Source organism: Acinetobacter sp. YH12131, assembly GCF_013418635.1.
Taxonomy (GTDB): Bacteria; Pseudomonadota; Gammaproteobacteria; order Pseudomonadales; family Moraxellaceae; genus Acinetobacter; species Acinetobacter towneri.
The window spans coordinates 524,580-543,886 of record NZ_VPBQ01000001.1; the positions used below are offsets into that span (position 1 = coordinate 524,580).

Here is a 19,307-nt window from a genome sequence, read left to right on the forward strand (position 1 = left end):
AGCTCATGGTAAACTCCTGATGAGTATGTATAGTTTACCAAGTTAAAACCTCCTGTTTTTTCAGCATACAGCAATTGATAATTGAATGGATTTCACAGTTTTATTTTTGAAAACAACATGGTTTTGTTATTTTTTGTGAAAAATTTAACTCGGTGTTATAATTACACACCTGATAATTGTCAATTTTTTAATTACTGATCATGATGATGCAACTCCACGTGTCCCACTTAAATCTAAGTTCGATTGATCAAGTGTTATCAGCTATACAACACATTCCTGCGATGCAACGCCGGCGCTTATCGCGCCTAGCAAAGCTGGCTATGAATAGTGCAATACAGACTTTAAATACACACAAAGTCGATTATATTGTGTGGGTGTCGCAATATGGCGATGAATCAAAAACACTAAATATCTTAGAAGATGTATTAAGCGAGCAAACGCCTTCACCAACGCAGTTTTCAACCTCGGTGCATAATGCAATTTCCGGGCTTTATTCCATTTTATGTCAGGATGCGACCCCTGCGACCAGTTTGGCGGGTTCGTGGAATGATGGGTTGATTGAAGCCTATGCGTGGCTAAAAACAATACCTGAAGCCGGTCATGTTTTGCTGGTGTATTACGATGAAGCCTTGCCAGAAATGTATATCGAGCATCAACCATTTTCTGCTTTTGCGATGGCAGCGATGATTTCATTAGCGCCTGCAAATTTGATACTGACGCCAAAGCATACGAATGCAACGCCAGCCTATCAGCAAGCTTTAGCATTTAACACGTTTTGGACTAATCCTGAGCAAACTGAATCTGAAGCGTGGATGAAATGCTGAAATTAAATCGCATCAAGCAAAAAGCAAACTATGCATGGCGCGTTGGAGCGACAGGGTTTAGCTTTGCCAGCTTTGGCTTAGGCGGCGTGGCGATTGGTGGTTTGATTGCACCAATCGTCAAGTTGAGTTCACAAGACCCAGAAGTTCGCAAACAGCGCACTCAAAAAGTCATTAAGCACAGTTTCAAAGGTTTTACGGAGATGATGGTAAAACTGGGCATTATGACCTATACGGTTGAAGGTCTAGATAAGCTACAGCACAGCCAACAAGAGCTGGTGATTGCTAACCATCCGACACTGATTGACGTGGTGGTTTTAATTGGTTTAATGGAGGAAGCAAACTGTGTTGTTAAGCAGGCACTGTGGTCAAATCCATTTACCAAAGGTCCTGTGCAAAGTGCGGGATATATTTTAAATGCGGGTTCTGAACAATTTATTCAGGACTGTGTACACAAATTGCAGCAGGATCATGCCGCGTCCTTGTTGATCTTTCCTGAGGGAACAAGAACAGCAAAAGGTGAGCAGTTGAACGTGTTTCAGCGCGGCGCAGCCAATATTGCACTAAGGGCAGGGGTACCGATTCGGCCTGTGCTAATTAGCTGTACGCCCTCGACACTCACCAAAAACGAAAAATGGTATCACATTCCAGAACAGCCTTTTCATATCCATGTAAAAGTCTTGGATGCGATCCAAGTGGAAGACGTATTGGATGACGTAACGGTTAATCCAAAAAATGTACGTCAATTAAATCAACAATTACAATGGTTTTTTAACCAAGAGTTATCCCTAAATGACTAATCTTGCTGATGAATTAAAGCAAATGATTATTGATGTCCTTGCCCTTGAAGACATCAGTATTGAAGACATTGATACAGACGCGCCTTTGTTTGGCGATGGTCTAGGTTTGGACTCGATTGATGCCCTTGAATTAGGCTTGGCATTGAAAAAACGTTATGGCATTCATTTGAATGCAGAGTCTGCAGAAACCAAAGAACATTTTAAATCAATTCAAAGCTTAGTGGCTTTGGTTGAAGCACAGAAAACAGCATAAGAGGTTGCTATGCTTGCACAAGAAACCGTGTTAGAAAAATTACGTGAATGGATGGAAGAGTTGTTTGAAATTGCGCCTGAAGATGTGCAATTAGAGTCAAACCTAGCTTCAGACCTCGATGTTGACAGTATTGATGCCATTGATTTGGTGGTAAAAATTAAAGAGTTGACAGGCAAACAAGTCAACCCTGAAGATTTTAAAAATGTGCGCACCATTCAAGATGTGGTGGTCGTGATTCAGAATATGTCAGTTGCATGAACAACATCTTAAAAGGGGTAGCAGGGATCGGTTTGATCCTCTATCCTTTTTTTGTCGCTTATGCTTTGGCACATGGACAGTATGTCTGGGTCAGTGCGGTATTGATTGTACTGGGCATTTTACGTCTCTTGAGTAAGGGCAATGCCCTGCTGTGGCCATTGACAGGTTTTGCCATTTTATGTGGCGGGCTGAGTTTGATTTTAAAAGATCATGCGTGGCTTAAACTCTATCCTGTCTTTATGAGTCTTGGGGCGCTGTTTATTTTTGCCAGCACCTTGATTCGACCGCCTTCAATGATTGAGCGTTTTGCACGTTTGGCAGAGCCTAATCTGCCAGAAGAAGGAGTCGAATGGACCCGTCAAGTGACCAAAGTTTGGTGTGGTTTTTTTTGCATCAATGCGGTCATTGCCCTGATCACTGTTTTCTTTGCACCGATGAAAATTTGGGTGATGTATAACGGCTTGATCTCTTATGTCTTGATGGGTGGATTATTGCTGGGTGAATTTGTGTTGCGTAAACGCCAGCAACGACTGCATCAGGCACAGAAATAACAGCATTTCCGTCAGGGCAGCTGAAACAGTGGTCTCGAACTATAGCGATTAGAAATACGGTTTTTAAAAACAAATTTTATGTCTTGTCATTTTCAACACCATCTCCATTCATCGCGTCCCTTGTGTATTCATGCGGACTCAAGTTTTGTTTCCTTTCACACTTTTTGGTTGGATGTAGCTTTACAGGCTACGCAAATTCAGCAGTTGGAACAGCCAGTATGGGCGCTTTGGCAAGAAGACAGTTATGAGTTTTTAGTATTGTTGTTTGCAGCCTTACAAGCAGGTAAGCAAGTGCTGTTGCCGCCGCATCGGGTCAGTGACTTAGAAAAAGAATTGGCTGAACAGCAGATTTATTTTTTACAACGTTTGCCGTCGACAGCCACGCCAACTTTTGAGCTTCAATTTGATGCTACCTTTCTCAATCAGGCACAGCTGTATTTTTATACTTCGGGCTCAACAGGGCAGCCGAAAAAGATTCCGCGCACCTTGCAACAATTGTTCAATGAAGTCTGTGGTTTAGAAGCCAGTTTTGATTTGCCTGAGCAGGCGATCGCGATTGCTACGGTGAGCCATCAACATATTTATGGTTTGCTGTTTAAGTTGTTGTGGCCTTTAGCCAGTGGACGCAGTTTCTATCAGAAACAATTGGCTTTCCCTGAAGATGTGGTTGATCTTCAAAAGAAAATTGCCCATTTGCAACTGCCCAATTACCTCATTTCAAGTCCTGCATTGTTGAAGCGCTGGACCACAGATGTAGTGTTGCAAGACTGCCATCGGGTCTATTCCTCTGGTGGAAAGTTGGATGCAGGCGTGCGTCCTTTGCTGAACCGTCCCATTACCGAAGTGTTTGGTAGTTCTGAAACAGGCGGGATTGCTCACCGTCAGGCAGATGATGCGCTATGGACTCCCTTTGCCAATGTCGAAATTAACTGCGCCGAGCAACAAGAGTTAGCCGTTAAAACCAATCATGCCTTTAGCATGGATTGGATTTTGACTGGAGATAAAGTGCAGGTCGTGGATGCAAATAATCCCAAAAGTCCATTCCAACTATTGGGGCGTTTGGACCGTATTGTCAAACTCGAAGAAAAGCGGTTAAGTCTCGATGCGATTGAAGTGAAAATCGCTGAGTTGGCAGAAATACAGCAGTGCCATGTTTTAATTCATGAAAAAGAACAGCGTCAGATTTTGGCGGTGGTAGCGGTGCTGACAGTGGATGCAAGGGTGCTGCTTATCGAAAAGGGCAAAGCTGCCTTTACCGCACAGCTGAAAAAACAATTACAACAGAAGCTGGAAAGTATCGCGATTCCGCGGCAGTGGCGGTTCTTAACGCAAATGCCACAAAATGCACAATCGAAGCTGAATAAACAGTATTTAAAATCACTCTTTCTGCCGATGACCTTGCCTGTGGTATTGACACAGCAGTCTCAGGATATGCAGATCAGTTATGCTTTGGAGTTTGTGCCTGAGCTGGAATGCTTTAAAGGGCATTTTCCGAACTTTCCGATTTATCCGGGCGTAGGGCAAATTGGTTTTATCCAGCATTTTGCCAAACAAAATTGGGTGGATTTACTGTGGTGCAATGGTTTTGAGCAATTAAAATTTCAAGGACTGATCCAACCCTATCATACGGTGGAACTGGTGCTCAGCCGTAAAGCGCATAAGGTCAGTTTTGAGCTGAAAAATCATGACAAAATATTGGCATCAGGACGTTTGCTGTTTGCTATCCCTTCAGACGTTTAAGCCGAGAGAAAAAATGAAACACTGCTTTGTGATTCCTGTGTATAACCATCCACATTATTTGGCTGCGTTACTGTCACATTTAAGCGCTTTTGAGTTACCCATCATTATGGTGAATGATGGCAGTGATGCCGATTGTACGGCGGTATTACATCAGCTTACGCAGGACTATCCAAGGGTCGATTTGGTTGAACATACCCACAATCAAGGGAAAGGGCAGGCGGTGATCACGGGGCTCAAGCATGCCTTTCAATGCGGTTATAGCCATGCCTTGCAACTCGATGCCGATGGACAACATGACTGGCAGGATGTGCAACGCTTTTTAGACACCTCTATCCAGCACCCCGAAGCCATGATTATTGGTCAGCCGATCTTTGATGCGACTGTTCCCAAAAAACGTCTCTATGGCCGTTATGCAACGCATATTTGGGTGTGGATTAACAGTCTGTCTTTTGAGATTAAAGACAGCATGTGTGGCTTTCGTGTCTATCCTCTAGCGCAGACAGTGAACATTCTAAACACTGCCAAGTTTCAACCGCGGATGGGCTTTGACTCGGAAATTTTAGTGCGTTTGAAATGGGACAATGTGCCGTTTATTAATCTGCCCACGCATGTGATTTATCCTGAAGGTGGTATTTCACATTTTGATGTGTGGCGTGACAATTTGGGCATGGCGCGCGCGCACAGCCGCTTGTTGGGTGGCATGCTGCTGCGGTTCCCCAAACTGATTTATCAGAAAGTCAAAGGTTAAGGCGGTCAGAGAAATATATGCAGAAATGGAGCGCCGTGAAAGAACGGGGCGGGATGTTACCGCTAATGCTGATGCTGGGTTTCTACCGTTTGGGTGGGCGTTGGCTGTGCCGAGTCATCTTATACTTTGTGATTTTATGGTACTGGCTCTTTTCCAATACTGCGCGTCAGGCTTCACTGTTGTACTTAAAAAAATTGCATCATTTTGCAGGTGCGCAGTCGCCGTTTCAGGCTGAGCCGCAGCTTTGGCACAGCTATACGCATTTGATGCAATTTGGTGAATGTATTTTAGATAAAATTGAGGGCTGGCTCGGGCACATTCCTGAGCAGAACTTAAAGCTGCATGGTCATGCGCACTTTCGTTCGCACTATCAAAAAGGTGTGGTGATAGTGGTGTCACACTTTGGCAATATTGAATTGCTGCGCGCCGTCAAAGCAGAGCATCCGCAGAAAATTAATGTGTTGGTTTATCAAAAACATGCTACCAAGTTCAATGCATTTTTAAAAAAACTGAATGAACATGCCGATGTTAATTTGGTTTCGGTGGATGAGTTGGGAATTGAAACAGCAATGATTTTACAGGATAAGTTGGATCAAGGTGAATGGGTGATTGTGGCAGCAGACCGCGTACCCGTGCAGTCAGATCGTGTACAATCGGTTGCTTTTTTAGGAGAGCAAGCGCTGTGGCCGCAAGGCGCTTGGATCTTGGCTAGCTTATTGAAAGCTCCTGTGTTGGCAGTGTTTTGCTATCGAGTTGATACACATTTTGAAGTGCATATTCATCAAGTGGCGGAGCAGTTGAACTGGCCGCGTAAAGAGCGTTTACAGGCCATGCAACAGACCACAAGACAGTATGTGCAACTGTTGGAACAGCATTGCATACGAGCGCCCTATCAATGGTTTAATTTTTATAATTTTTGGAATAAAGGATAAGTCTTGTGTTAATTGTTGGGGAAACTCCGCTCAGTATTGAAGATGTTTTGGCTGTAGCGCGTAAAGAAAAACAGGTGGTATTGCCTAACTCTGCTGAATGGACAGCATTAATTCAACGCGGTGCAGATTTCCTCGATCAGCTGTTGCAAGACGAAGGCGTCATTTATGGCGTGACCACGGGTTATGGAGACTCGTGCTTGATTGAAATTCCAGCCCACCAAGTGCATGAGCTGCCGCTGCATTTGTCGCGTTTTCATGGCTGCGGCATGGGGCAAAACTTAGACTTAATTACCGCACGTGCTGTCGTGGTGGTCCGTTTATGTTCTTTGGCACGCGGCTATTCGGGTGTCTCGCATACCTTGTTGCAGCGGTTGGTCTGGATGCTGAATGAAGATGTGATTCCGGTGATTCCATCGGAGGGTTCGGTCGGTGCCAGTGGTGACTTGACCCCTTTGTCTTATATCGCTGGGGCCTTGGTCGGTGAGCGTGATGTGTACTATCAAGACCAGATTGTGCCGATTGCACAAGTGTATGCCGAAAAAGGTATACAGCCTTTGGTGATGCGTCCTAAAGAAGGCTTAGCCCTGATGAATGGTACAGCGGTTATGACCGCGATTGCCTGCCTGAATTATAAAAAGGCCGAACAGATTTCTTTTGCCAGTACTTTGATTACTGCCCTGAATGTCTTGGCTTTAGAAGGGAATCCAAGCCATTTTGATGAAGTCCTATTTGCGCAGAAACCACATCCAGGACAGCAACATATTGCAGCGCAGTTACGCGACTGGTTAAACAGTGAAGTACAAACCGAACACCAAAGTTCACGTCTGCAAGACCGTTATTCATTGCGCTGTGCGCCGCATGTGATTGGGGTATTTGAAGATTCTAAAGTCTGGCTGCGTCAGTTTATTGAAAATGAGCTGAATTCAAGTAACGACAACCCTTTGATTGACCCAGTGAACCTGCGGGTACTGCATGGTGGACATTTCTATGGCGGACATATTGCCCAAGCCATGGACAGCCTGAAAATTATGATCGCGAATATTGCTGACTTGATGGATCGTCAGTTGGCGCAGTTGGTGGACTATAAAATGAACAATGGTTTACCGCGTAATTTAACTGGTTCAAGTCCTGAGCGGTTACCGTTGAATCATGGCTTTAAAGCAGTGCAAATCGGGGTTTCGGCATGGACGGCAGAAGCCTTGAAACAGACACTCGCTGCGTCGATTTTCTCACGTTCAACCGAATGTCATAATCAAGACAAAGTCAGTATGGGCACCATTGCCGCACGTGATGCTAGCCGTGTCATTACTCTGACCGAACAAGTGATTGCAGCACTCAGTTGTGCAGCAGTTCAAGCAGTTAAACTTAAAGGTGTAGATACAGAACTCAGCCCTGTTTTAAGAGCATTTCAACACTGGGTGCTTCAGAGCTTCACCTACGTAGCGGAAGATCGTCCTTTGCAACAAGAGCTTCAAACGCTGGTCAATCGTTTTGATCATTTAGAACTGTTAGACAGCATTGCTGTTCAATATTTATAGGAAATGAGCATGTATGCTGATGTAATTATTGAAGTGCCTTTTCATGACGTCGACACCATGCATGTGGTGTGGCATGGGCATTATTTAAAATATTTTGAAATTGCACGTTGCAAACTGTTAGATCAATTTCACTATAACTATAACCAAATGCGCGACTCGGGCTATGCATGGCCTGTCATTGAAAGCTATGTGCGCTATGTGCAAGGCATCGAATTTGAACAGAAAATTCGTGTGCGCGCTGTTTTAAAAGAGTGGGAAAATCGCTTGAAAATTGAATATCTGATTTTTGATGCGGTCTCGGGTAGAAAGTTGACCAAGGGCTTTACTTCGCAAGTGGCAGTTCATATTGAAAAACGTGAAATGTGTTTTCAATCCCCACAGGTGTTGTTGGATTGTTTAAATGCATGGCCTGAGTTTAAGGCGGAGTAATGCAAGCATGATTCGATACAAATTCTCTAAGATGATTTTAGTTGCGTGTACAGCCAGTGTGATGACTTTGCTTGCTCCCACAGCGAATGCACAAAATACTGAATTGAAGCAGGTATTTGCTCAGCTTGGCGTAACGCCTGTGGTGCGTGCCCAATTTGAGCAGCAGAAAAAACTGGCAGCTCTGAATAAAACTTATGTGTCTAAAGGCACGGTGCTGTTCAGCAAAAACCAAGGCGTGCTGTGGCAAATTCAAAGTCCAGTCAAAGCCGATTTGGTGGTGACACCGCGTAAGTTGATACAAAAGACGCAGCGTACTTCCAGTCAAATTGAAGTCGACAAAACTCCATATGGCTCTGTTGCAACGATGTTTTTACAATTTATGTCGGGTAACGAAGCAGCACTCGCTAAGAACTTTAATGTGGTGTCCGCCAACTATAGCCCAACGCAGTGGAATGTCAGCTTAACGCCGAAAAGCAGTCTATTTAAAAAGCTTTTTGTCCAAGTCGATGCGCAAGGTCAGCGTTATGTGGACCGTATTACCATTTTGGAACAAGCCAATAACCGCACCATCATTCGTTTTAGCCAGCAAACGGCTCAACCTCAAACTTTAACGGCTGCGGAAAATGCGCTTTTCCAATTGGCAAAATAAATTTAGCGCTCTGTGGTTGTTGGTGCTGTGTGTCATTGCTTTGGCACTGGGCGCGGCTTGGCTGAATAAAGGCATTAAGATTGAAACCAATATCTTTGCTTTGCTGCCTGAGGCTCATCAAGATGCTCATCTGGAACAAGCACAGCAATATGTGAGTCAGCAGTTAAATGATAAAGTTTTTGTGGTGTTGGATGCCAAAACGGATCAGCAATTAGAACAGGCAACACGAGCACTTAAAACCCAAGCTAATCAAAGTCAACTGTTTTTACCTGTTCGTCCACAGCTTGACCCCGATCAATTTGCCCAAGCACTGTATCAGCACAAAGCAGGGCTATTATCCAAGTCAGATCAGCAGATTTTGCAAGGGCAGGATCATACCGCACTGACAGAGCAGGGCTTATTACAACTGATGAGTCCGGGCATGCCAATCACGGCTGAAATGCTCAAGCAAGATCCTTTGCTGTTGTTTCCGCGCTATGCAGTGGGGTTAGGTGCTTTACAAAGCAATGCCGATATCAATTTAGAGCAGGGCTTTGCCACGATTCGTGATGAGCAGGGCATCTCGCGCCTGATGGTACTTCAGCTCAATAATAGCCCCTATAACATTGCCTACCAAGAGCAGACCGCTGCATTTATCCAAAATATCAATCAGCAACTCAACCAGTTGCAGGTCAAACCGCACTGGACAGGTACGCTGCTGTTTGCACAGTTCGGCACTAACTCTGCCAAAGAGGAAATTTCCACCATTGGAGTGGGTTCGACCATCGGGATTTTGCTTCTAGTCTGGTTTGGCTTCCGTTCGATACGACCCATGCTGACGGAAATGGTTGCAGTCGGCACAGGCAGCTTGGTGGCCTTTGCTGTGACCTATTGGGTTTTTGGCGAAATTCACCTGATGACACTGGTCTTTGGGGCCAGTCTGATTGGGGTCTGTGTCGATTTTTCATTTTACTTCATGGCCATGCAGTCTCAGCACCGACAGATCGATGGATTTACTGTTCTAAAGCCGTTATTGCCGAGTCTATTTGTGGGGTTAATGACCACGCTATTGGCCTATGTGGTGCTTAGTTTTACCCCATTTCCGGGCTTTAAACAGATTGCAGTCTTTTCTATGGTTGGACTGAGTGCCGCATGGGTGACCAGTATTTTATTGCTGCCACGTTTGCCTGCGCTGAATGCGGAACCTGCGATACGTGCACTGGGCTTTATTGGCAAAGCGCGTAGTTATGTGCAGAGCCACAACAAGCTACGTTATGGCATGATTGCATTGATTGTACTGGTGACGGGTAGTAGTCTCACCTTGCTGAAAAGCAATGATGACATCCGTAATTTACAAAGTATGGATGCCACTTTAAAGCAGGAAGATCAATATAATCGTTCTCGTTTTATGCAGCAGCAAAGCAGCGAATACTTTGTGGTACGGGGCAGAAGCTCAGCAGAGTTGGAGCAGCGCGAACAGCAACTACTGGCAGAGCTTGCGTCCTTGCAACAGGCTGGCAAGTTGGATGCTGTTCAAGCTTTAGGGCAGTGGATTCCATCGCTTGAGCAGCAAAAAAAGAATGTTGAAATGTTACAGGCGATTCCTCAGCCGGCTTTAGTGGAATATGCGCAAGCGTTGCAGCTCAACGCAGCGGATATTTTAAACTGGCAAGCGCATTTAAAAGACCAACCGTTATTGACCGAAGCGGTCTTTAAAGATCATCCTCTGCATTTTTTGCAGATGAGTCCGACACAACGTTTGGTGATGCTGCAAAATGTGCATGACGTCAAAGCCGTGCAACAGCTTGAAAATGCGGATGTACAACTGTTACGCCCCGTTCATCAACTGTCTGAATTGTTTAAACAACACCGTGAGCAGGCACAGTGGCTATTACTCAGCGCTTTGCTGATTTTAGCCATTGGCTTAGGGGCACTGTATGGCAAAAAATCCATTCTGCCTTTGGTGTTGCCTGTCAGCATGGCCTTAATGACCACGTTTGCGATTCAAGCATGGCTGGGTGTCGAGATTAATTTATTCAGCATTATGGGTACCTTCCTGATCATTGGAATTGGGGTGGATTATGCTATTTTCTACCGCCATGGACATGATCATCCACAAGTGGTGGGTATGGCTTTGTTTCTGTGCATGATGTCGACGTTCTTTGGTTTTGGTTTGCTGTCCTTTAGTCATACTTATGCCATTCACAGTTTTGGCCTAACAGTGTTGCTGGGCGTTATTTTTTCATTTATTTATGCCACAATTTTTACATCCTCCGATGCGAAACATGTGGTGGTTCAACAATATCAGCCAAAGAGCTGAGTCAAAGGGTACAGTGCAATGAGCACCATGCAACAGACAGATGTTTTAATTATTGGGGCGGGACCATCAGGCAGCTCGGCTGCAGCTTTGCTGCGTCAAAAAGGTTACCACGTCACGGTCATCGAAAAGCAATATTTTCCGAGGTTTTCCATTGGTGAATCTTTATTGCCGCAGTGTATGGTGTTTTTGGAAGAAGCGGGTTTGTTGGAGACCGTTCGCGCACATGCCGATGAATATGCCTTTCAGTTTAAAAATGGCGCGGCTTTTTTAAGAGGTACGCAGCGCAGTTTTTATGACTTTACTCAAAAGTTTAGCGAAGGTCCAGGCACTACATGGCAGGTAAGACGTGCCAACTTTGACCAGCTTTTGGCACAGCAAGCCGAAAAAATGGGCGCAGATATCCGTTTTGGTCATGAAGTTTTGGCGGTCGATGTGGCATCTACACAACCGATTTTGACGGTGAAAGGTGAGCAAGGCAACAACTACCAAATTCAAGGCAAATTTCTATTGGATGCCAGTGGTTTTGGCCGAATTTTGCCGAAGTTTCTCGACTTAGAAAGTCCATCGGACTTTCCAGTACGCCGTGCGGTCTTTACCCATATTGAAGATGGTTTGTTGGATGACCCTGAGTTTGACCGTGAGAAAATCTTAATTACCGTGCATGAAAAAGACCATCGTGCGTGGTATTGGCTAATTCCTTTTGCCGACGGGCGGTCTTCATTTGGCGTCGTTGCGGAGCAAGATTTCTTTGAAAGATATGGATATGACGGCAGTGCAGATTATGATTTAGAAGCCTTGCAAAAACGTATTTTGGCCGATGATGTCAGTTTGTCGCATTTATTGCGCCACGCTAAGCATGATACTCCTGTACGTACTTTGGTGGGCTACTCTGCCGATGTTAAACATTTGGCATCTGAAAACTACGCGTTACTGGGCAATGCCGGTGAGTTCCTCGATCCTGTCTTTTCTTCAGGGGTAACTATTGCCTTAAAATCGTCTAGTCTAGCTGTGCCATTGGTCGAGCAAGTGTTGCAAGGTCAGAAGGTAGACTGGATGGAGCAATATGAAAAACCGCTACGTAAAGGCATTCAAGTGTTCCGTGCCTATGTCGAATCATGGTATTCAGGTGAGTTTCAGGATGTGGTATTTTCGACTCAACAGGATGAAAAAATCCGCCGTATGATTGCTTCCTTGCTAGCAGGTTATGCGTGGGATGCAAGCAACCCGATCCATCGTAATGCCAAGCAACGCTTGAGCACTTTGGCCGAATATTGCCGAGAAGAACAACCGCAAAAAGAGTCGCTAACTGATGAAACTTGAGCTGCGTTTTAAAACTGTCAGTTGGGTTTTAGCCAGTGCTCTGCTTTGTAATGCCTGCCAAAGCTTGATTCCCAAGGCGCAGGGGCTCGCGACCCCACAGTGGGTTGCGCAAAATTATCAACGTCAAGATCAAATCGAAGTACAGTGGAAAACCCAGAGTTTCAGCTTTTTACTGTATCAGCAACAACGGGGGCAGTCGCTTGATATGTTAGCGCTTAGCCTCACAGGACAGCAGTTGTTTAAGCTCAGTTTTGATGGTCAAAAGGTCGAAGCTGAACAGCGCATTGATCCAATGAAAAGATTACCTTTTGATTATGTAGTGCGTGATATTCTCTATGCCACATATCCAAATTTTGCTGCCTTACATACAGCTCAAAATGCGGTCGTCCAGAAAGACGATACCATTTATATACAGCAGCAACCCGTGTTGAAAATTCAGCAAAATGAAGGAGCAATTAAACTGGATAATTTGCAAGTGCCTTATCAAATGATGATCAGCACGGTGAGCAATACTTTAGAAGATGATCAAGGTGACCATCATGACTAAAAATCTACAGCATGTTTCAGCCGTGGGTATTCAGTTCAGTGCGGCGCTGTCGGCTTTGGGACAAAATGCCGCTGAGCTTCAACATGCCTTGACCAACCCTGAAAATACCCTATCGCAACGAGGAGATCTGATTGCGGGGCGTTCGGTCTGGGTCGGCGCATGTGATCAAACCTTAGTTCAAACAGTGCCTGAAAGCTTGAACGGTGTAGACTCACGGAATCTACGCTTTGCGCTGACGGCTCTGGCGCAAATTGAAACTGAAATTCATGCTTATACAGCACAGTTTGCTAAACAACGTCTTGCTGTGATTGTCGGTACTTCAACCTCAGGCATCGCGGATAATGAGTCTGTCTTAAAAGTCCAGTTTCAACAGTCTGTACCGCAGTCTGTACAGCACCAAAAACAAGAAATGGGCAGTTTAGCGGAAGCCTTACAACAGTATTTGGGCTGGGAAGGGCCAGCCTATACCATTTCTACCGCTTGCTCCTCGGCAGCTAAAGCACTGGCGGCGGGGCAACGTCTGCTGAATGCAGATCTGGCTGATGCTGTCTTAGTAGGTGGAGTTGACACCTTATGCAAGCTAACCTTAAATGGTTTTGATAGTTTAGAAAGCTTATCGAACGGAATTTGTCAGCCCTGTGGAGCCAACCGTGACGGCATTAATATTGGTGAAGCGGCAGGATTGTTTTTACTGTCCAATGCGCCTGCCCCCGTGATGTTGTTGTCGAGTGGCGAGTCAATGGATGCATGGCATATTTCAGCACCGCATCCAGAAGGAATAGGGGCTGCGGAGGCGATGCAAAAAGCTTTAGACGCAGCACAGCTTGAAGCAGGCGATATTGGATATTTGAACTTACATGGGACTTCTACACCGCAAAATGATGCGATGGAAATTAAAGCGGTACAGACCGTTTTCTCAGATACAGTTGTGGCCGTAAGCAGCACCAAACATAAAACAGGACATTGTCTAGGGGCCGCGGGTGCAATCGAAGCTTTTATTTGCCAACAGGTTTTATTAGATCAATCCTGGTTACCGCTACATCATGCAGGTGAATTGGACGATGCTTTGGCTGGGCAAAACTATGTGCTTACACCGCATTTAGCTGCACCGATTCGCTATGCGATGAGTAATTCTTTTGCTTTTGGTGGCAGTAATATCAGTTTAATTTTTGGGAAGGCTTTACCATGATGGATGCAGTACAGTTTATTCCACATGCAAAACCGATGGTTTTCGTGAGCCATTTGATTGAAGCCAATGATGAATTTGCTATTGCAGAACTTCACATCACACCTGATTTGATGTTTTGTGAGCCAGAAGGCTTGCCCACCTGGAGCAGCATTGAGTTGATGGCGCAGACCATTAGCGTCTATGCCGGTTATAAAGGAAAAACTCAGGGCTTGCCACCGAAAATTGGCTTTTTATTGGGAACGCGTAAAATGCAGTTGCCTTGTGCCTATTTTAGTTTGGGCACAACCGTGCGGATTCGAGTAGAACAAAGTTATCTGCACGAGGGTTTGGGGCAGTTTCATTGTGAAATTGAATATCAAGAACATCGGTTCAGCGCCATGTTGAGCGTATTTGAGCCTGAAAATATGAATGAAATCATCGGAAAATTAGTGTGAACAGAAGAATTTTAGTCACGGGTTCGAGTCGTGGGATAGGTAAAGCGATTGCTTTGGAGTTGGCAAAGGCAGGCTTTGATGTCACGGTCCATGCCCGTTCAAGACAGTCTGAGGCCGAAGCGGTGGCTCAGGAAATTCAAGCGCTTGGACAGGCCAGTCATGTACTGATGTTCGATGTGAATGAGCGTGAAAAAATTGCCGCTATTTTAGAGCAAGATATAGCACAGCATGGCCCTTTTTACGGTGCAGTGCTGAATGCAGGATTAACCCGTGATGGTGCTTTCCCCGCACTGACTGATGAAGACTGGGATGACGTGGTCTCGACCTCTCTGAACGGTTTTTATAATGTGTTGAAACCATTGATGATGCCAATGATCCGCTTGAAAAAGGGTGGACGTATTGTGACATTATCTTCAGTGTCTGGAATTATGGGGAACCGTGGTCAGGTCAATTATAGTGCTGCCAAAGCAGGCTTAATTGGTGCGACCAAAGCATTGGCACTAGAGTTGGCAAAACGCAAAATTACGGTGAACTGTGTGGCTCCGGGCTTGATAGAAACCGAAATGGTCACAGAGGAAGTCAAAGAACATGCCTTGAAAATGATTCCGATGCAACGTATGGGGCAGGTGGAAGAAGTCGCTAAAGCGGTAAAGTTTTTATGTAGTGATGATGCCAGTTATATCACCCGCCAAGTGCTTTCAATTAATGGAGGCCTGATCTAATGAAACGTGTTGTTGTAACAGGCATGTCTGGGATTACTTCTTTGGGTGAAACCGCAGAGCAAATTTTTGAGCAGTTTACACTCGGTAAAAGTGGCATTCGCTATATGCCCGATTGGGAGATCTATCCTGATTTACGTAGTAAATTAGCTGGTCCAGTTGAGTCATTTACTGTACCGAAGCATTTTAACCGTAAAGTTACTCGTGGTATGGGGCGTGTTGCCTTAATGTCCACGGTATGTGCTGAAAAAGCATTGGAAGACGCAGGTTTACTCCATGCTGATATCTTAAGAAGTGGCGATGCAGGCGTGGCTTTTGGTTCTTCTGCGGGCAGTGTGGATGCTGTGCGTGAGTTTGGTACCATGTTGCTTGAGCATAATATGAGTCAACTCAATGCCACGACCTACATTCGTATGATGTCACATACCAGCGCGGTCAATATGACGGTGTATTTTGGGCTAAAAGGTTTAACGCTGCCGACCTCAAGTGCGTGTACTTCCGGTTCGATGGCCATTGGACAAGCTTATGAAGCGATTAAATACGGCAAGCAAACTGTGATGATTGCAGGTGGAGCAGAAGAGCTCAGCGCTGCGGGTTCAGCTGTGTTTGATGTACTGTTAGCGACCAGCGTTCAAAATGATCATCCAGAGAAAACTCCGCGTCCCTTTGATGCAAATCGGGATGGTTTGGTTGTTGGTGAAGGTGCAGGCTGTTTGATTTTAGAAGAATATGAACATGCTCAAGCACGTGGAGCGACTATTTATGCTGAGATCATCGGTTATGGTAGCAATACTGATGGTCAGCATGTGACGCGACCTGATTCTGAGATGATGGGACGCTGTATGCAATTGGCACTGAAAGATGCACAGCTTACTGCTGCGGATATTGATTATGTTAATGCACATGGCACTTCGACTGATCAGGGTGATATTGCTGAATCACAAGCAACTGTGCGTATATTGGGTCAAAAGCCAATCAGTTCATTAAAAAGCTATTTTGGTCATACTTTAGGTGCATGTGGTGCAATTGAAGCATGGCTCAGCATTGAAATGATGCAACGTAATCAATTCGTGCCAACTTTAAACTTAGATAACATTGACCCTGCGTGTGCGGAATTAGATTATATTTGTGGTGATATTCGCCCGATGTCAGCAAAAATTATTATGACGAATAATTTTGCCTTTGGTGGCATTAATACATCATTAATTTTCAAAAATAATATAGACCATAACTGAAACAGAGGGTAAAAAATGGGGTTTAAAAAAACACTATATATCTTATCAGCAGTGAGTATGCTGGGATTAACAGCTTGTAGTACTGTAAAAATTTCTGATTATCCGCAGCGGCAATTAATGACAGCAAAATATGCGACTGCGGCTGATATTGTGAACAATATTCGACTTGGTGTTGGGCAAAATGCGCGCACTGGTTGGGTAGTTGAACAGGCAGATCAGACAAAGGTAGTTGCGGGTTTAACCCGTCGTAGCCATTATTTACAAGTAACCTATCTCATCTCAGGTAATCAAGTCAGTTCACAAATTACAGGTAGCCGTAATCTCGATCAACGTGGTAATAAAATTCATAAAAATGCGATGGCATGGAAGGCACGTTTAGATAATTCGGTATTTACACAACTTTCAAAAACGTTAAATTAAATAAGAGAGCAATTACTATGAATATTAAGCAATTTGGCTTCACAGCTATTCTGGGGCTAGCTGCATTTACATCAGCACATGCAGCTGACCAAATGCATGATTTCAATTTCCAAGAAGCTGTAAGCCGTGCTGTTGCTGATGGGGTTTTGGATGGTTCAGTAAAATTTTATTTGGCGGGAACCAAGTCGGGCGGTAAGGTGATTGAAAAAGGCTTAGTGACCAATAAAAAGACCAATGGTTTTGCCAAATCTGCGGAAAGTTCATGTGATCATGTACTTCGTTCGGCATTGATTCAATTTCAAAATACAGCCAAAGCCAAAGGCGCCAATGCGGTGACCAATCTGGTGAGTTTCTATAAGTCCAATGAAACACGTAGCACCACGACTTACCAATGTGCGAAAGGTACGGCATTAGCAGGGGTGGCATTAAAAGGTGACTTAGTAAAGTTCTAATATGGTCTGATAGCATGGTCTTTCTAGAAACAAGAGAAAGACCTTATCTGACTGGATTGGTCGCTGCGGTGTGGAACTGGAACCTTTGGCCAATGCTTTAAAAGAGGTGGTTCTGCAACAGCAGGTGCTGCATGCCGATCAAGCGCCGGTCACCATTGTTAGCGGCAGTGTAAAAATGACCCCCTAATGGCATTTAAAAACTGCCCCCCCCTTGGTTAATATAGCGGTCATTTTGGACTGCTCAACATGTTAACTTTGGAGCAAGCAGTGACAATCCAAATACTTCATCAGCAAGGTAAATCTATTAAAGCCATTAGTCGTGAACTGGGGGTGTCCAGAAATACCGTACGTAAATATTTACGGCAAAACACCACACCTCAGTATCAGCGTATACAGCCTAGAATAAGTATCCTTGACCCATATAAACCCTATTTACTCCAACGTGTAAACGCGGCTCATCCTGAATGGATTCCTGCTGTTGTGCTCTACCAGGAAATTTTAGGGTTGGGATATCCAGGAAAGATCAGGATCTTGAGGGAATATCTTGCAACATTAAAACCAGTTGCTCAACCGGAACCGATCATTCGTTTTGAAACCCAACCTGGCCAACAAATGCAAGTGGATTTCACCACGATTCGACGTAACAGCACGACTTTAAAAGCTTTTGTCGCAACATTAGGGTATTCCAGAGCGACTTTCGTGAAATTTTATGATCATGAACGTACGGATGCATGGATCGATGGTCTAGAAAATGCATTTCAGTTTTTTGCAGGAGTACCTCAAGAAATCCTGTTTGATAACGCTAAAACGATCATGATTGAACGGGATGCCTATCAGGAGGGGCAGCATAAATGGAATCCCAAACTGCTCGACTGCGCCAAGAAATATAGCTTTCGTCCTCGCGTATGTAAGCCCTACCGTGCACTGAACCGTACTGGGTTTGTCGGAGACTTTTTTATTTAAGTTAGGCCACCTGACCTAACGTGTTAACCTTATCATAGTACATTGCTTCAAACTCAAAAGGCGATACATAACCTAGTGCACTATGTACACGCTCTTTATTGAACCAATCTACCCAATTTAGTGTCGCAAGTTGTACATGTGCTAAACCTTGCCAATCTGCTTTTAGATATTCAATCACCTCTGTTTTGTATAAGCCATTCACCGTTTCAGCCAAAGCATTATCGTATGAATCACCCGTTGTACCGACTGATGCTCGTAAATTTGCTGCTTCAAAACGATTGGTATAGCGAATAGAAAGATATTGAACACTTCTATCGGAATGATGAATCACATTCTTTGGCATGCCTCGATCGTGCAATGCTTCTCATCACAGAGATCTAGAGTCCGATAATAGGTTGAAGGGGCGATCAGTAAAATTCTACAAATCGCCTCGACTCCGTACAGCTCTTTATTATGGATAAAATCCACCATTATTTGTGAGGGCGGTCGAGCTCCGCCTGGGCGAAAAAAGCGGCTGCTTTGCGTAGAATTTCATTGGCACGCTTTAATTCTTTAATTTCACGTTCCATTTGCTTCATTTTTTCTTGGTCAGATATCTGTTGTACTTTGGCAGGATTTAGTTGATCCATATGCTTTAAATACCAAACACGCAATGTTTCAGGAGTACAACCGATTTTAGGAGCAATAGCTGTGATTGCTGCCCAAGTAGAAGGATAATCTTTTTCAGATTCAATTAGTAATTGAACCGCTCTGTCTCTAATTTCGGGGGTATAGTTTGGTTTTTTCATCGGAATAGTCTCTCAGAATATTGAGTCTCCGACAAACCCGGTACGGTTCACTATTAAGTTCTCTTCTTTATAGGATTGTAGACTGGCATAAAAAGCAACTTGAATTGAGTTGGTTTTCTCAATCAATATTGAACTAAAGATTACAGTAGTAATCTTTAGTTGTTGAAATTTATGAGAGGATTACCTGGGAAAATGGGTGAAACATTTGGATTTAATTTAACT

At 44.4% G+C, this 19,307-nt stretch carries 20 protein-coding genes, 3 pseudogenes and 1 other annotated feature; of the genes and pseudogenes, 22 read left to right on the forward strand and 1 reads right to left on the reverse strand.

Annotated features, from left to right (window positions below):
- The first annotated feature begins 203 nt into the window (after nt 1–203).
- The 22 genes and pseudogenes from FTU66_RS02510 to istA all read left to right on the forward strand — a co-directional run.
- Nucleotides 204–824: a beta-ketoacyl synthase chain length factor gene (locus FTU66_RS02510; RefSeq protein WP_151730686.1), complete on the forward strand. Its 621-nt coding sequence runs from the start codon at nt 204–206 to the stop codon at nt 822–824.
- Nucleotides 818–1,621 carry a 1-acyl-sn-glycerol-3-phosphate acyltransferase gene (locus FTU66_RS02515; protein WP_151730684.1) on the forward strand — a complete coding sequence of 268 codons (804 nt, stop codon included), beginning with the start codon at nt 818–820 and terminating at the stop codon, nt 1,619–1,621. The genes FTU66_RS02510 and FTU66_RS02515 overlap by 7 nt, the downstream gene beginning before the upstream one ends.
- Complete coding sequence (locus FTU66_RS02520) at nt 1,614–1,874, forward strand: phosphopantetheine-binding protein (protein ID WP_005090854.1); 261 nt, start codon at nt 1,614–1,616, stop codon at nt 1,872–1,874. The genes FTU66_RS02515 and FTU66_RS02520 overlap by 8 nt, the downstream gene beginning before the upstream one ends.
- 9 nt (nt 1,875–1,883) lie before the next feature.
- On the forward strand, nt 1,884–2,132 hold the full coding sequence (locus FTU66_RS02525) for an acyl carrier protein (RefSeq protein WP_005090852.1): 249 nt from the start codon (nt 1,884–1,886) through the stop codon (nt 2,130–2,132).
- Nucleotides 2,129–2,683, forward strand: a complete 555-nt coding sequence (locus FTU66_RS02530; protein ID WP_005090850.1) for a septation protein IspZ — start codon at nt 2,129–2,131, stop codon at nt 2,681–2,683. The genes FTU66_RS02525 and FTU66_RS02530 overlap by 4 nt, the downstream gene beginning before the upstream one ends.
- 78 nt (nt 2,684–2,761) lie before the next feature.
- Nucleotides 2,762–4,423, forward strand: coding sequence for an AMP-binding protein (locus tag FTU66_RS02535; protein WP_131261655.1), 1,662 nt, complete (start codon nt 2,762–2,764; stop codon nt 4,421–4,423).
- A gap of 13 nt (nt 4,424–4,436) precedes the next feature.
- Entirely contained in the window at nt 4,437–5,171 is a 735-nt protein-coding gene (locus FTU66_RS02540; protein WP_070153995.1) for a glycosyltransferase family 2 protein, read from the forward strand.
- 17 nt (nt 5,172–5,188) lie between these two features.
- Complete coding sequence (locus tag FTU66_RS02545; protein WP_127799709.1) at nt 5,189–6,103, forward strand: acyltransferase; 915 nt, start codon at nt 5,189–5,191, stop codon at nt 6,101–6,103.
- A 5-nt stretch (nt 6,104–6,108) separates the two neighbouring features.
- On the forward strand, nt 6,109–7,641 hold the full coding sequence (gene hutH / locus FTU66_RS02550) for a histidine ammonia-lyase (protein ID WP_178319148.1): 1,533 nt from the start codon (nt 6,109–6,111) through the stop codon (nt 7,639–7,641).
- Nucleotides 7,642–7,650: 9 nt separating this feature from the next.
- Nucleotides 7,651–8,070 (forward strand): thioesterase family protein, encoded by a 420-nt coding sequence (locus FTU66_RS02555; protein WP_005090845.1) that lies wholly within the window; start codon nt 7,651–7,653, stop codon nt 8,068–8,070.
- A gap of 61 nt (nt 8,071–8,131) precedes the next feature.
- The gene (locus tag FTU66_RS02560; protein ID WP_234115011.1) at nt 8,132–8,719 is read left to right on the forward strand and encodes an outer membrane lipoprotein carrier protein LolA; all 588 of its coding nucleotides are present in this window, start codon (nt 8,132–8,134) and stop codon (nt 8,717–8,719) included.
- Nucleotides 8,694–11,018 (forward strand): MMPL family transporter, encoded by a 2,325-nt coding sequence (locus FTU66_RS02565; protein WP_180112240.1) that lies wholly within the window; start codon nt 8,694–8,696, stop codon nt 11,016–11,018. Before FTU66_RS02560 ends, FTU66_RS02565 begins: the two co-directional genes overlap by 26 nt.
- An 18-nt stretch (nt 11,019–11,036) precedes the next feature.
- A complete protein-coding gene (locus FTU66_RS02570; RefSeq protein WP_178319151.1) occupies nt 11,037–12,338 on the forward strand; it encodes an NAD(P)/FAD-dependent oxidoreductase in 1,302 nt (433 codons plus the stop codon).
- On the forward strand, nt 12,328–12,885 hold the full coding sequence (locus FTU66_RS02575) for a DUF3261 domain-containing protein (RefSeq protein ID WP_114392602.1): 558 nt from the start codon (nt 12,328–12,330) through the stop codon (nt 12,883–12,885). The genes FTU66_RS02570 and FTU66_RS02575 overlap by 11 nt, the downstream gene beginning before the upstream one ends.
- Nucleotides 12,878–14,074 (forward strand): beta-ketoacyl-[acyl-carrier-protein] synthase family protein, encoded by a 1,197-nt coding sequence (locus FTU66_RS02580; RefSeq protein WP_104221728.1) that lies wholly within the window; start codon nt 12,878–12,880, stop codon nt 14,072–14,074. The genes FTU66_RS02575 and FTU66_RS02580 overlap by 8 nt, the downstream gene beginning before the upstream one ends.
- Entirely contained in the window at nt 14,071–14,508 is a 438-nt protein-coding gene (locus FTU66_RS02585; RefSeq protein ID WP_005090833.1) for a hypothetical protein, read from the forward strand. The genes FTU66_RS02580 and FTU66_RS02585 overlap by 4 nt, the downstream gene beginning before the upstream one ends.
- Nucleotides 14,505–15,230, forward strand: a complete 726-nt coding sequence (locus tag FTU66_RS02590) for a 3-ketoacyl-ACP reductase FabG2 (protein WP_005090831.1) — start codon at nt 14,505–14,507, stop codon at nt 15,228–15,230. The genes FTU66_RS02585 and FTU66_RS02590 overlap by 4 nt, the downstream gene beginning before the upstream one ends.
- Entirely contained in the window at nt 15,230–16,462 is a 1,233-nt protein-coding gene (locus FTU66_RS02595; RefSeq protein ID WP_127799697.1) for a beta-ketoacyl-ACP synthase, read from the forward strand. The genes FTU66_RS02590 and FTU66_RS02595 overlap by 1 nt, the downstream gene beginning before the upstream one ends.
- 57 nt (nt 16,463–16,519) lie before the next feature.
- The gene (locus FTU66_RS02600) at nt 16,520–16,882 is read left to right on the forward strand and encodes a hypothetical protein (protein ID WP_227515218.1); all 363 of its coding nucleotides are present in this window, start codon (nt 16,520–16,522) and stop codon (nt 16,880–16,882) included.
- A 17-nt stretch (nt 16,883–16,899) separates the two neighbouring features.
- Nucleotides 16,900–17,334 (forward strand): hypothetical protein, encoded by a 435-nt coding sequence (locus FTU66_RS02605; protein WP_005090826.1) that lies wholly within the window; start codon nt 16,900–16,902, stop codon nt 17,332–17,334.
- Between the two features lie 34 nt (nt 17,335–17,368).
- Nucleotides 17,369–17,494: pseudogene (locus FTU66_RS02610) on the forward strand (transposase); the annotation flags it as partial.
- Between the two features lie 86 nt (nt 17,495–17,580).
- Nucleotides 17,581–18,258, forward strand: a pseudogene (gene istA, locus FTU66_RS02615) (IS21-like element ISAba8 family transposase); the annotation flags it as partial.
- A 40-nt stretch (nt 18,259–18,298) separates the two neighbouring features.
- Here the strand turns inward: istA and FTU66_RS02620 are convergent.
- Nucleotides 18,299–19,085, reverse strand: a pseudogene (locus tag FTU66_RS02620) (integrase core domain-containing protein).
- Nucleotides 18,697–18,810, reverse strand: a sequence feature (AL1L pseudoknot). (Overlaps the previous pseudogene by 114 nt.)
- Nucleotides 19,086–19,307: the final 222 nt, after the last annotated feature.